This window comes from Rhodococcus sp. BL-253-APC-6A1W, from assembly GCF_012843405.1.
Classification (GTDB): domain Bacteria; phylum Actinomycetota; class Actinomycetes; order Mycobacteriales; family Mycobacteriaceae; genus Rhodococcus.
The window spans coordinates 16,237-29,653 of the sequence record NZ_JABAFB010000016.1; the positions used below are offsets into that span (position 1 = coordinate 16,237).

At 66.0% G+C, this 13,417-nt stretch carries 9 protein-coding genes; 7 read left to right on the top strand and 2 right to left on the bottom strand.

The window, feature by feature from the left end:
* The first annotated feature begins 43 nt into the window (after positions 1-43).
* The 6 genes from HF877_RS19880 (at position 44) to HF877_RS19905 (ending at position 9,478) form a co-directional block, all read left to right on the top strand.
* Complete coding sequence (locus tag HF877_RS19880) at positions 44-1,180, top strand: hypothetical protein (protein ID WP_296550377.1); 1,137 nt, start codon at positions 44-46, stop codon at positions 1,178-1,180.
* Positions 1,177-2,181 carry a TIGR03617 family F420-dependent LLM class oxidoreductase gene (locus HF877_RS19885; RefSeq protein ID WP_169622933.1) on the top strand — a complete coding sequence of 335 codons (1,005 nt, stop codon included), beginning with the start codon at positions 1,177-1,179 and terminating at the stop codon, positions 2,179-2,181. Before HF877_RS19880 ends, HF877_RS19885 begins: the two co-directional genes overlap by 4 nt.
* Entirely contained in the window at positions 2,172-4,550 is a 2,379-nt protein-coding gene (locus HF877_RS19890) for a PEP/pyruvate-binding domain-containing protein (protein WP_169622934.1), read from the top strand. Before HF877_RS19885 ends, HF877_RS19890 begins: the two co-directional genes overlap by 10 nt.
* Positions 4,551-4,776: 226 nt before the next feature.
* Entirely contained in the window at positions 4,777-7,173 is a 2,397-nt protein-coding gene (locus HF877_RS19895) for an excinuclease ABC subunit UvrA (RefSeq protein ID WP_169622935.1), read from the top strand.
* Between the two features lie 153 nt (positions 7,174-7,326).
* On the top strand, positions 7,327-8,463 hold the full coding sequence (locus HF877_RS19900; RefSeq protein WP_169622936.1) for a nucleotide pyrophosphatase/phosphodiesterase family protein: 1,137 nt from the start codon (positions 7,327-7,329) through the stop codon (positions 8,461-8,463).
* A gap of 40 nt (positions 8,464-8,503) precedes the next feature.
* A complete protein-coding gene (locus tag HF877_RS19905; RefSeq protein WP_169622937.1) occupies positions 8,504-9,478 on the top strand; it encodes an alpha/beta hydrolase fold domain-containing protein in 975 nt (324 codons plus the stop codon).
* A 7-nt stretch (positions 9,479-9,485) separates the two neighbouring features.
* Here the strand turns inward: HF877_RS19905 and HF877_RS19910 are convergent, their stop codons facing one another.
* Positions 9,486-10,337 carry an alpha/beta hydrolase gene (locus HF877_RS19910; protein WP_169622938.1) on the bottom strand — a complete coding sequence of 284 codons (852 nt, stop codon included), beginning with the start codon at positions 10,335-10,337 and terminating at the stop codon, positions 9,486-9,488.
* A 333-nt stretch (positions 10,338-10,670) separates the two neighbouring features.
* On the opposite strand from HF877_RS19910, the gene HF877_RS19915 reads away from it, so the two are divergent.
* The gene (locus tag HF877_RS19915; RefSeq protein WP_169622939.1) at positions 10,671-12,338 is read left to right on the top strand and encodes an ABC-F family ATP-binding cassette domain-containing protein; all 1,668 of its coding nucleotides are present in this window, start codon (positions 10,671-10,673) and stop codon (positions 12,336-12,338) included.
* Between the two features lie 6 nt (positions 12,339-12,344).
* On the opposite strand, the gene HF877_RS19920 is transcribed toward HF877_RS19915, so the two are convergent.
* Positions 12,345-13,265, bottom strand: coding sequence for a LysR family transcriptional regulator (locus HF877_RS19920; RefSeq protein ID WP_169622940.1), 921 nt, complete (start codon positions 13,263-13,265; stop codon positions 12,345-12,347).
* Between the last annotated feature and the right edge of the window lie 152 nt (positions 13,266-13,417).

Below are 13,417 nucleotides of genomic sequence, written 5' to 3' on the forward strand. Positions count from 1 at the left end.
ACTGCATCATATTTCCAATACGATCTGCATCGTATTTGAGGGAGTGCCTGTGAACTTGAGCCCGCTCGACGAGTTTCCGATCCATCAGGCACCTGCGCCGTTGACGTGGCCGACCATGTCCGATCGAAACTTCTACGACCGGTCGTATTTCAACGTGCTCGATCGGGAGGGCCGCTTCATGGCGCTCACCGGAGTCGGCTACTACCCGCGCCTCGGCGTGAAAGACGCCTACTTCGTCGTCCGCCGCGGCGATATGCAGACCGCGCTTCACCTCAGTGACGCCATCGACGACGACCGCCTTCACCAGAACGTCAACGGGTACTGTCTCGAAGTCGTCGAGCCACTGCAGCAGCTGCACCTGACACTGGCACAGACCGAGGGTATTTCCGCAGACCTCACCTGGCGCGGGCTGTTTCCTGCTGCGCTGGAGAAGCCGCACGAGATGCTCACCGAGCGGCGAGTGACCTTGCAGGCGTGTCGCTTCGCCCAGGTCGGGTCCTGGGAGGGGTGGATCGACGTCGACGGCGAACGGCTCGAAGTCGGTCATGACACCAGCGTGGCGAGCCGTGACCGATCGTGGGGGATCAGACCTGTCGGTGAGGCCGAGCCAGCCGGTCGGCCAGACGCTTCGTTCGCCGGAATGTGGTGGCTCTACCTACCTCTGGCCTTCGACGACTATCAACTCTTCTTGATCCTGCAAGAGGATTCCGACGGCCACCGCAGCCTCTACGACTGCACGCGCCGCTGGCGGGACGGGCGCGTCGAACAACTCGACGGAGTGCGCGCCACCATCGACTACCGGACCGGAACCAGGATTCCCCGGGGCGCCCACGTCGAGTTCATGAACCGTGCAGGGGACCGAATTCAGCTGGATGTCGAATCGAAGTTGTTCGCGCCTATTGCTTTCGGGTCGGGGTACGGGGGCGACTCCTCGTGGGCACACGGCAGCTGGAAGGGCGGCCCCTTCGCCGAACGCGTCAGCTTCGACCTCACGGACCCGGAGGTGATGGCCCGAGCGCCCTTCAGTCTCATCGACCACGTCGGCAAAGCTGTGTGCACCGAAGCCGACGGGACGGTCCGCGAAGGTGCGGGCTTGTTCGAGCACGGTGTGATCGGCCCGCACCACCCGTCGGGCTTCTCCGACTGGACAGACGTCGCGGATCAGGCGCCGCTTCAGTGAAGATCATGACAGCCCTGTTCGGGCCCACGGATGCGGTCGAGCGCGCGCAAGTGCTCCAGGAAGCCGGTGCATCCGGTGTCTTCACCTTCGAGGGACCGTTCGACGTGTTCACACCTCTCGTGTTGGCGTCGTCGGTCAAGGGTCTCGACCTGATGTCGAACGTCGCGATCGCATTCCCCCGCAATCCGATTCAACTCGCCCACCAGGCAAACGATCTGCAACTGCTCAGCGAGGGGCGCTTCATCCTGGGTCTGGGCACACAGGTGCGGGCGCAGATCGAGAAGCGCTACGGCACACAGTTCGATCATCCGGTCGCGCGAATGAAGGAATTGGTGGGGGCGTTGCGCGCGATCTTCGCGACGTGGAACGAGGGGGAGCCACTGGACTTCCGCGGTGAGTTCTACCGCCATACCTTGATGACACCGACCTTCGTGCCCGGACCGAACCCGTTCGGTCCGCCGCCGATCTATCTCGGCGCGCTCGGGCCTCGGCTGACCAAAGCCACCGCAGAAGTGGCCGACGGTCTGTTGGTGATGCCTTTCGGATCGAAGCGGTTCCTGCACGAGACGACGCTGCCGGCCGTTCGCGACGGGCTGGCGGCTGCCGGCCGCAGCGAGGACGACTTCGAGGTGGTGCCCGAGGTCATCGTGTCGGTGGGTACCGGACGGGACGACGACCATGCCTCGACCCGGATGCTGCTGGCGTTCTACGGCTCCACCCCGGCCTACCGGCCGGTGCTCGACGCCCACGGCTGGGGTGATCTGCAACCCGAACTCAACGCAATGTCCAAGCAGGGCCGCTGGCGGGAGATGGCCTCGTTGATCGACGACGACATACTGCACACCATCGCCGCGTGCGGAACCCCGAAAGAGGTCGCCGCGCACATCCGTGATCGCGTCGACGGTGTGTCGGACCGGATTTGCCTGTATCAACCGGGTCCTATCGAGGTCGAGGCGCTCGCCGAAATCGTCGACGCATTGGGGGGATCACCATGCCCCTGAACGCAATCGAATTCGACGAGGTCACCGATGACCGCTACGGCGGCAAAGCGGCCGGACTCGCGCAGTTGCGCCGCCTCGGACTTCCGGTACCGGTGGGATTCGTCATTGCTGATGCTACCGAGTGGGTCAGCACCGATGATGCGGGGGAATGTTTCTCGCGCATGGCCGCAGTCGGTGCTGTACCAGTGGCTGTCAGGTCCTCGGCAGTCGGGGAAGACGGCGACGACCAGTCGTTCGCCGGACAATACGACACCGTGCTCGGCGTGAACTCCGTCGATGACTTCGCCGCGGCCGTGCAGAGGTGCGCCGCCTCCGTGCGTTCGCGACGCGCCGCGGCCTACAGCGGGCAACCCACGGCCACCATGCATCTGGTGGTGCAGCAGATGGTGGACGCGCGCGCCGCCGGGGTTGTGTTCACCGCCGATCCGGCGACCGGCCGGCGCGACCTCACGGTGATCGACGCCGTCGCCGGTCTCGGTGAAGCGCTCGTCGACGGTACGGCGTCCTCAGACCACATCGTCCTGGATTCGGACGGTAACCCGGCCGTCCGCGATGTCGGTGAGGTGCCGGTCCTGTCGCCGGACGAGGTCGCCGATATCAGGTCCGGCGCCCTGCGTGCTGCGCAACATTGGGGCAGGCCGATGGATCTCGAGTGGGCGATCGACCGATCCGGCACATTGTGGTGGCTGCAGGCTCGACCGATCACCACCCTGCCCGGCGATTTGGCAGAGATGGATTCGCCTCTCGCGGGCGCAGACCACGTGTACACGCGCTGCAACATCGGCGAGATGATGCCGGGTGCATTCTGCCCGTTGACCGCATCGGTCTCCGGCTTTGCCATCGACTACGCGATGCAGATGACGCAGGTGGTGGCGCGGGCACAGCAGAGTTACGACAAGCCGTGGCTCCAGGTGGGCTACTTCCATGGCCACATGTTTCTGAACCTGACCGAGGGGACAGCTCTGAGCTCCGGACTCCTGGGTAATTCGTTGGAGCAGTTCTCCACCTCGATCTGCGGGCGGGTGGTTGACGAGCTGAAGCCGAAACCCCCGAAACCTTTTGTGCACAGGTTGATCAACACGGTCCGGCTCACCACGTATGCGTTGTCCGCCGGCCCCGCGATTCGGCGCCTCGAAGACCAGATCGCCGCGTTTCAGATCCCGACCAGCGACGACCCACGACGCGTGATGGGCCAGTTGGAATCCGGCGTGGAGCAGTATTGCGACATCACGCTGACACATGTGCGGTCGTCATCGCGCGCGGCGGTTGCGGCCAACATTCTCGAAAGTGTTCTGATGAGAAAAGCGGTGAAGAACGGACGAAGCGAGGACGAGGGTCGTGCCGAGGCAACCCGGCTCATGGCCGGAGCCTCCGATGTCGAGAGTGCGATGATGCTCGTGGAGCTCGACTCGGTGGTACGCGCCATAGCCGCCACCGAGGGGGTCGCCGAGCAGTTCTCGGCAGCAGAGCCGGACGCCGCGGTCAACGAGCTGCAGTCCACACGAAGCGCCGCAGGCACAGCGTTGCGACAGTTCTTGACCCGTCACGGTCACCGCGGATACCGCGAGTTGTGCATGCGTGACCCCTCCTGGGCCGAGGATCCTGAAGGCCTGGGCGCGATGATGCAGGTGATGGTCCGTTCGGCGCTCGATCCGACTCGTCGTGAATCGGGAAGCACCCACGTCGAAGCACCAAGATCCTTCCCCATCAGGTTTCTTGCCCGGTTGGCACAGGGCGGCGCACGCGGGCGCGAGGAGACGAAATCGAAGATGGCGCTCATGGCGCATGCGCTCAAATTGGGCTACCGCCACCTCGGTGAGGTGCTGGCCGAGACCGGGCGACTGCCCGACTCGGATCTGGTGTTCTTTTTCGACCGTGCCGAATTGACACGCGTCGTCGGTTCGGACGACATCACCGGTCTCGTGCAGAACGCGCTGAAGCGTCGGGAAGCGCTGGCGTTCCAGAACTCTCTCGAGTTCGACGATGTGTCTGTCGGACGACCGACCCCGCTGATCGCCCGGCCTGCGCCAGGTGTCACCGGTGATGAGATCATCGGCCGACCCGCAAGTCGCGGCACCGTGGAAGGTGTTGTGCGGGTCGCACAATCGATGGGCGATGCGCGCGAGCTGCAGCGGGGAGAGATCCTCGTGACGCCGGTGACCGACGTCGGGTGGACGCCGTACTTCACCGTCATCGCGGCGCTGGTCACCGACATCGGCAGCTCGGTGTCCCACGGCGCTGTGGTGGCCCGCGAATACGGCTTGCCCTGCGTCGTGAACACCTTGGTGGCCACCCGATCGCTCGAGACCGGCGACCGTGTACGCGTGGATGGAGACCGAGGTGTGGTCACCCGTCTCGACCAGTCGTGAATCGGACGCTGAGCGATCACTCACGACCGAGCCCGAGTCACCGGCAACACGAAAGTTGTTGCACCGGGCGGTCATAGGTAAGCATGGCGGCAGCGACCTGGTCTGCCGCTGTGTGCGGCAGGGCGGACCCATGTCGTCGAGGACGAGCAGTCGCGCGGGTTCCCCCGGGTGCACCACACTTTTGCTATACATACGTTAGGCCCTGGTCGAGGACGGATGGAGACCCATGAGCTCTGCCACGCGAAAAAAGCCCGGTTCGTCCCGGACCCACCCCGCCGACAGCCACGACTGGATCCGCGTACACGGCGCACGCGAGAACAATCTTCGGGACATCAGTCTCGAGATCCCGAAACGGCGGTTGACCGTGTTCACGGGTGTCTCGGGCTCCGGAAAGAGTTCGCTGGTGTTCGCCACGATCGCCGCGGAATCGCAGCGGATGATCAACGAGACCTACAGCGCCTTTGTACAGGGCTTCATGCCGACCCTGGCGCGACCCGACGTCGACGTGCTCGAGGGCCTGACCACGGCGATCATCGTCGATCAGGAGCGGATGGGTTCCAACCCTCGTTCCACCGTCGGCACCGCGACCGATGCGAACGCCATGCTGCGCATCCTGTTCAGCCGGCTCGGGAAGCCCCATATCGGCTCGCAGCAGGCGTTCTCCTTCAACGTCGCCTCCATCAGCGGAGCCGGCTCGGTCACCGTGGAGAAGTCCGGAAGAACGGTGAAGGAACGCCGGAGTTTCACCGTCACCGGCGGCATGTGCCCGCGCTGCGAAGGCATGGGCACGGTGTCCGACTTCGACCTGACCGCCCTGTACGACGACAGCAAGTCGCTCGAAGAGGGTGCGCTCACCATCCCGGGTTACACCATGGACGGCTGGTACGGGCGCATATACCGCGGGTGCGGATTCTTCGATCCGAGCAAACCGATCGCGAAGTTCACGAAGAAGCAACTGAACGATCTGCTCTACAAGGAACCCACTCGGATCAAGATCGACGGCATCAACGTGACGTTCGAGGGGCTGATCCCGAAGATCCAGAAGTCGTTCCTGTCCAAGGACCGAGAAGCGATGCAGCCGCACATCCGGGCGTTCGTCGACCGCGCGATCACGTTCCAGACGTGCCCCGAATGCCACGGCACGCGGCTCAACGAAGGAGCCCGATCGTCGAAGATCGACGGCATCAGCATTGCCGACGCCTGTGCGATGCAGATCAGCGATCTCGCCGAGTGGGTTCGCGGGCTCGACGAACCGTCGGTGGCCCCGCTCCTGAAGTCGCTGGGCGACACCCTCGATTCCTTCGTCGGGATCGGCCTGGGATACCTCGCCCTCGACCGCCCCGCGGGCACGCTGTCCGGTGGTGAGGCTCAGCGCACCAAGCTGATTCGTCACCTCGGGTCGTCGCTCACCGATGTCACCTACGTCTTCGACGAACCGACGATCGGCTTGCACCCGCACGACATCGCACGGATGAACGACCTGCTGCTGCAACTGCGCGACAAGGGCAACACCGTACTGGTCGTCGAGCACAAACCGGAGGCGATCGCGATCGCCGACCACGTCGTCGATCTCGGCCCCCGCGCCGGCACAGAAGGCGGCAAGATCGTGTTCGAGGGCACCGTGGAGGAGTTGCGCACGAGCGGCACCCTCACCGGCAAGCACTTCGACGACCGCGCGTCGCTGAAACCGTCCGTCCGTACCTCGACGGGCGCCCTCGAGGTGCGCGGCGCCGACACCCACAACCTCCGCGACGTCGACGTCGACATACCCCTCGGAGTGCTCGTCGTGGTGACCGGCGTTGCCGGATCGGGGAAGAGTTCACTGATCAGCGGGTCGGTCGCTCACCGCGACGGGGTGGTCTCGATCGATCAGGGCGCGATCAAGGGTTCGCGCCGGAGCAACCCGGCGACCTACACCGGACTGCTCGAACCGATCCGTAAGGCGTTCGCCAAGGCGAACGGCGTCAAACCGGGCTTGTTCAGTGCCAATTCCGAAGGGGCATGCCCCAACTGCAACGGTGCCGGAGTCGTGTACTCGGACCTGGCGATGATGGCCGGAGTAGCGGCCCCCTGCGAGGTGTGCGACGGCAAGCGGTTCATGGCGGAGGTGCTCGAGTACAAGTTCGGCGGCAAGGACATCGACGAGGTGCTCACGATGTCGGTCGCGCAGGCCGAGGAGTTCTTCGGTGGTGGCGCGAACGGCTCGTCGCTCCCGGCAGCGCACAAGATTCTCAGGCGTCTCGCGGACGTCGGTCTCGGCTATATCAAGATCGGTCAGCCGCTCACCACACTGTCCGGCGGCGAACGCCAGCGACTCAAGCTCGCGACCCACATGGGCGAAAAGGGCGACGTCTACATCCTGGACGAGCCCACGTCGGGCCTGCACCTCGCCGATGTCGAGAACTTGCTGGGCCTGCTCGACAGGCTCGTGGACTCCGGAAAATCGGTCGTGGTCATCGAGCACCACCAGGCGGTGATGGCCCATGCCGACTGGATCATCGATCTCGGTCCCGGTGCAGGCCACGACGGCGGCCGCATCGTCTTCGAGGGCACACCACGCGAACTCGTCGACGACCGCTCGACGCTCACCGGCAAGCACCTTGCGGAGTACGTCGGTGCGTGAGACCGGCTGCGGCCGTGCGGTTCACTCCTCCTGCCGGAACCGGACTGCGAGTTCGCTGCGTGGGCGGATGCCGAAGTTCGGGTAGACGCGAGTGAGGTGGTCTGCGGGGTCATTGCATCTGCCGCCACGACGACGACAGGACATACTCGGACCATGACTCTCCCGCTGCGCGATGTCTACGCCGAACCCACGCTCGCCGACGTGATCCCGTCGGTACTCGCGTCCGCGGGGGTTCCCGGTGAACGCAACCGCCTCGGCCTCACGGACAGCGCGCACACGGTCGTCCTGCTGGTCGACGGTATGGGATGGGAACTGCTGCGGCGCAACAGGAACACGGCGCCGTATCTCACCGACCTTCCCGGTCGGCCGATCCGTGCAGGATTCCCCACCACGACCGCGGCGAGCATCGCGTCGCTCGGCACCGGATTGCCGTCCGGGCGCCACGGCATCACCGGATACCAGTCGTACGTCGAGGAAGCCGAGACCGCGGTCAACTGGCTGAGCTGGACGGCGGCGGGGACCTCCCTCGATCAACGCGACACGCTCGTGCCCGAACAGGTCCAGCCCCATCCCACGGCCTTCGAACGCGGAGACGCTGCGGGGCTGGCCGTGACGACCGTCGTTCCCAGGGCGTTCGACGGCAGCGGGCTGACCCGGGCAGTCCTGCGTGGTGGCAGATTCGTCGGGGTGTCCGCCTACGGTGACCTGCTGGCGGAGGTCGTCGCGGCCGCACGCGCCGGTGAGCGGAACCTCGTGTACTGCTATCTCTCGGAAGTGGACACGCTCGGACACGTCTACGGGCCCGACTCCCAGGCGTGGCTGGCGCAACTGACCGTCGTGGACCGCTTCGTGGAACAACTCGCCGGCGCTTTGCCGGACGGAACCCGATTGCTCGTCACGGCGGACCACGGCATGGTCGATTCCTCTCGCGGCCGCCGCGTCGATTTCGACCGTCATCCCGGTCTCGAGGAGGACGTCGACGTCGTCGCCGGTGAGCCGCGGTGCCGGCACATTCACACGGGGCGCGTAGACCGGGTCCTCGAACGGTGGGCGAACGAACTCGGCGACGACTTCTGGGTCGGCACCCGCGACGAAGTGCTGTCGGCGGGACTGTTCGGACCCGACCCGGACCCTTCCGTCACCGGCCGCATCGGGGACATCGTCGTGATCGGCCGCGACGAGGCGACCGTGATCCGTTCCCACGGCGAGCGGATGCTCTCCGCGCTGCCCGGCCAGCACGGCGCACTCACCGCTGACGAACTTCTCGTACCTCTTCTCCAGGTCCGGTAACGCCGCCGCACTCGGGCGGTGTGCCACTTACTGTGTTCTCATGCGCACTTCCGCTCCGGTCACGTGGCACGAACGCACGAGCAGGATCGCATTGATCGTCCTGTGGGTTGCCCGACTTCTGTTCAAGCCCCTGCTCACCCTCTGGCCCAGCAACGATTTCGGGATCGCGGTGCTCGGGCGGCTGTCCTGGCTCGTCGACAAGGTGACTCCGACACCGAGAAATGTCCATGTCACGGAGACCGAGCTGGGCGGTGTCCCGGCGGAGCAGATTATGTCGCCGAAACCCGTGGACGATCCGCTCGAGGACGCCACCATCCTGTACTTCCACGGCGGCGGATTCATCTTCTGCGGACCGTCCACCCACCGGCAACTGTGCGTGCAACTAGCGCTCGAATCGGGTGCACCGGTGTATTCGATGGACTACCGGCAGGTGCCGGTCGTCCCTGTTGCGGGATCGGTGCAGGACGCGATGAGCGCGTACGAGGCACTGCTCGGCATCGCGGACGATCCGACGCGCATCATCGTCGGAGGAGACTCCGCCGGTGGGTACCTGGCTGCGAAGGTGGCCGAGATCGCGGCACGTCGCGGACTTCAGCGGCCGGCGGCGGTCATCGGGTATTCGCCACTGCTGAATCTCGATCTCGGCGATCACGACCGGGCCTACATGGTCAGGGATGCGTATCTGCCGATCAAGGCGCTCGACAAACTACGCCCTCGGTGGATCGGGGAGGACGCGATCGAGGGAGAAATGAACCCGGTCGACGCCGACCCCGCACTGTTTCCGCCGATGTTTCTCTGTGCGGCCGAATACGAACTCACCCGCCCCGACGTCGAGATCATGACGCACCGCCTCGCCGAGGCGGGTCGCGTGGTCGAAACCCACCTGTGGCGCGGGCAGGTCCATGCGTGGCCGGTTCTTGCGCGCGCCTTGCCCGAAGCCCTGGAACTCATCACGCTCAGCATTGCGTTCGCACGCCGCGCCGTCGTGGCGCTGGACGACGGTCGCGCCGCCTGAACGCAGGCTAGTGCTTCGTCGTCTTCAGGAGACGTGGCTGCAACCATTCGACGAGATCGCCGAGCACACGGTCGTTCTCGGGTTCGTTGAACACCTCGTGGAACAACCCGTCGTACAACTTCGACGTCAGGTCCTCCGATCCGGCATGGTCCACAACCACGCGTGCCCCCGCGGGGTCGGCCAATGTGTCGGCGGAGCCGTGAAGCACGAGCAGCGGCAACGTCAGGCCGGGCAGACGCTCCGCGACACTCTCCTCGTTGAGCACGAGGACCCGCGCGAGGCCGGCGGGCACCAAACCGTGATGCACGAGAGGATCCGCGTCGTATGCGGCGACCACCGCGGGATCGCGCGACACCGCTGCGCTGTCGAGTTTCTGCACCGGTACAGCAGGGAGAATCCGACCGATCAGCTTTCCGAGTTCCACAACGAGCTTCGGCGTGCCGGACGTGACCACGAGCGCCGGTCCGGACAGCACCAGTCCGGTGAGCCGGTCCTGGTGATCGAGTGCGTACGCGAGTGCGATCGCGCCGCCCATGGAATGGCCGAGGAGGAACGTCGGCAGGCCGGGATGGGCCGCGGTCGCGATGTCGAACAGTGCGTCGAGGTCGTCGGTGAAGTCGTTCATGGTGCGCGCGTGCAGTCGCTTGCCGCCGGATCGGCCGTGTCCCCGATGGTCCGGTGCGTACACCACGATGCCGAGTTCGGTGAGCCGTTCGGCGACGTGGTCGTAGCGACGGGCATGCTCACCGAGGCCGTGCGCCAGGACGAGCAGCGCGGTGGGTTCACCGTCCGGCGACCACACGTCGTACACGATTCGAGTGCCGTTTCCGCCGGTGAACGAGGACTCGCGGTGCTGCATGGGGTCTCCTGCCGGATGGTCGACGTGGGGGCCATCGCATCCTTGCACGTGTGTGGCTCGCGTCTCGGGACTCGCCACGGATGAAACGGAGTTACCGGTCGGGAATCAATCCGATTGACGCCCTGTTGTGCATCGGTACCCTGGATGTCGTGATCCAGGCACTCCTCTTCCACTGACGCCCGCCGGCCCGCCCCTTCCCTCGCCCGCGCGACGGGAATCGGAGAAGCGGGCCGTTGCCTGTGTCCCTCGGCCGCTGACCCGGCCGTTCGTCGGAAACCGAGCGACTCCACCCCACCACAGTGGGGACGAGGTGCCCGGTATGCGGAGGAAAACATGACCACCACAATCACACTGCCTCGCCGTTCGCGCGCGCAACTCGGAGCACTCGACGTCCACATCGCCCGCGGCGGCCACCCCGTCCTGCAAGGCGTCGACCTCGCTGTCTCACCCGGCTCCCGGATCGGCGTGGTCGGTGAGAACGGACAGGGAAAGTCCACGCTGCTGCATATTCTCGCGGGCAGCCTCGAACCCGATTCCGGATCCGTTCGACGATTCGGGTCGCTCGGCGTCGCAGAGCAGGAGATGACCGTCAGCGGCGGTCGTACGGTCGGCGACCTGATCGACACCGAACTCGCCGCGGCCCGTGCAGCCCTGCGCGCGCTGGACGACAGTGCCGTCGGGCTGTCCGAGGGCAGGTCGGCTGCCGCGGAGACCTACGCGAACGCGCTCGAGGCAGCCGAGCAACTCGAGGCCTGGGACGCCGATCGCCGCGTCGATGCGGCCCTCGAGGCACTCGGTGCTGTGACCGATCGGTCCCGGCTCCTGTCCGAGATGTCCGTGGGGCAGCGCTACCGCGTGCGGCTCGCAGCCCTGCTCGGCGCGGAACACGACTTCCTTCTGCTGGACGAGCCCACCAACCACCTCGACGCCGACGGTCTCGACTACCTCACCGAGCGACTGCAACAGACCCGCAGCGGTCTCGTCCTCGTCAGCCACGACCGGGCCTTGCTGTCCGATGTCGCGACTTCGATCCTCGACCTGAACCCGAGCCGGGACGGGCGCCCCCGCCTCTACGGCGGTGGCTACGCCGGTTATCGCGAGGGACGAAAGGCCGAATACGCGCGATGGGTCGAGGAATACAACCGGCAGGAGGCCGAGCGTGCCCGGCTCACCGGCGAGCTCGAGCACGCCCGGGACAGGCTGATCGACGGCTGGCGACCGGACAAGGGAACGGGAAAACACCAGCGCGCGACCCGCGCTCCCGGCCTGGTTCGATCCGTCCACCGCCGGCAGGACGCGCTCGACGAGCAGGAGATCACGACGCCTGTCCCTCCGCTGCGGTTCACGATGCCCTCACTCGGCGCCGAACTCGACTTGCTCGAGCCCGACGCGCCGCTGATCAGGGCGGAGAAGATCGCGGTCGCGGGCCGGCTCGACCGGCCGGTCTCGCTCGCGGTGCTCGCCGGGTCGCGGCTGATGGTGACGGGACCGAACGGTGCCGGGAAGTCGACACTTCTCGCCGTGCTCGCACAGACGATCGAGCCGACGTCGGGAACGCTGGTCGTGGACCCGGTGGTGAGGGTCGGGCGACTCGCGCAGGAGTCGGCACCGCCGTCCGGGAAGCGGGTACGCGAGGTGTACGACACCCACATCGGACTCCTCACCGCCCACGGTGTGGTGCCCGAGGACCGCACCGTGCCCCTGGAGGATCTCGGTCTGCTCGACGAGCGGGATCTCGACAAGCGGGTGCGGGATTTGTCGATGGGCCAGCAGCGTCGGCTCGACCTGGCGATGATGCTCGCGACCCGGCCCCACGTTCTGCTGCTCGACGAGCCGACGAACCATCTGTCGATCACCCTCGTGGACGAGATGACCGAGGCCCTGGAGGTCACCGACGCCGCTGTGGTGCTCGCGACCCATGACCGCCAGCTTCGCCGGGACGTTGCGGGGTGGAAGCATCTGAACCTCACGGTGAACCGGGCGGACCGCGAGGTCGCGTGACCGGCGTCAGCTCCCGGCACCGCGTGCGGCGGCCGGAGGGGTGGTCGTCGTGGGCACGATCGAGTGGGCCAGCGCCTGAACGAGAAATTCGAGTTCCGGTGTCGGTGTCGCCCCGCTTCGCAGGACACCGCACACCGGCACGCGCAGCCGGTGGTCGGTCTCGCGCATGAACTTCAGGCCCTTGTGCGGTGTCTCGGCGGCGGTGCCGGCGTAGAGGACCGTCCAGGCCCGTGGGTTGGTGATGACCTCGAGGGTGGCGGTGTGGTCGCTGGCGATCGGGGGACCGAGCCGGACGCGGCGACCGACCTCGACGAACGCGTCCTCGATCACGCGGTGCAGCAGAACCTGGTTGTTCCGGGGTGGCAGCAGCAACGGATAGTGCGCGAGTTCTCCGATGTCCACGGTGGAGAAGGCGGACAACGGGTGTCTCGTCGAGGTGACGATGACGAGATCTTCGATCCCGAGGCGAATCGCCTCGAGGCCGGGCCGGTCCACGTCGCCGCGGATCAGGGCGAGGTCGGCTTCGCCGGACGCGACAGCGTTGACCCGATCGGTGAAGTCCTTGATGACGAACTCGACGTCGAGGTTGGGGTGGCGCTCGCGTACGCGGGAGATGGCGTCGAGACTCTGCGACGCGAAACTCATGTTCGCCGTGATCCGGATACTTCCCCGCGGCTCGTGCCCGACTTCGAGCGCGCGGGCCTCGAGGCTCAGCACCTCGGCGGCGATGGGCATCAGCCGTACCCCCGCCGGGGTGAGCTTGACCGAGCGCGTCGAGCGCTCGAACAGCTTCGCGCCCACCTCCTGCTCGAGTTTCGCGATCTGGTGACTGATCGCCGACTGGGAGATGAAGCATCGTTCGGCTGCCCTCGAGAAGCTCGTCTCTTCTCCCACGGCGAGGAAGTACCGCAGTTGCCGGAAGTCCATCACGCCCCTACTTATGAGCAGAACAGATAACAGTTCCCCGAATATCCCAGGTTACTGGATACAGGAGGGGTCGGAAACCTAGGTTGGACTAATACATGAACTCGAGTGGAGGTATCGCTGGCGTGGGTGGGACAGGAAAGGAAGAGGCGAAC

What these genes read in the sequence shown, in the direction of transcription:
- HF877_RS19890 (WP_169622934.1), top strand. Translation starts at nt 2,172, where the DNA reads ATGCCCCTGAACGCAATCGAATTCGACGAGGTCACCGATGACCGCTAC.
- HF877_RS19895 (WP_169622935.1), top strand. Translation starts at nt 4,777, where the DNA reads ATGAGCTCTGCCACGCGAAAAAAGCCCGGTTCGTCCCGGACCCACCCC.
- HF877_RS19900 (WP_169622936.1), top strand. Translation starts at nt 7,327, where the DNA reads ATGACTCTCCCGCTGCGCGATGTCTACGCCGAACCCACGCTCGCCGAC.
- HF877_RS19915 (WP_169622939.1), top strand. Translation starts at nt 10,671, where the DNA reads ATGACCACCACAATCACACTGCCTCGCCGTTCGCGCGCGCAACTCGGA.
- HF877_RS19920 (WP_169622940.1), bottom strand. Translation starts at nt 13,265, where the DNA reads ATGGACTTCCGGCAACTGCGGTACTTCCTCGCCGTGGGAGAAGAGACG.
- HF877_RS19905 (WP_169622937.1), top strand. Translation starts at nt 8,504, where the DNA reads ATGCGCACTTCCGCTCCGGTCACGTGGCACGAACGCACGAGCAGGATC.
- HF877_RS19910 (WP_169622938.1), bottom strand. Translation starts at nt 10,337, where the DNA reads ATGCAGCACCGCGAGTCCTCGTTCACCGGCGGAAACGGCACTCGAATC.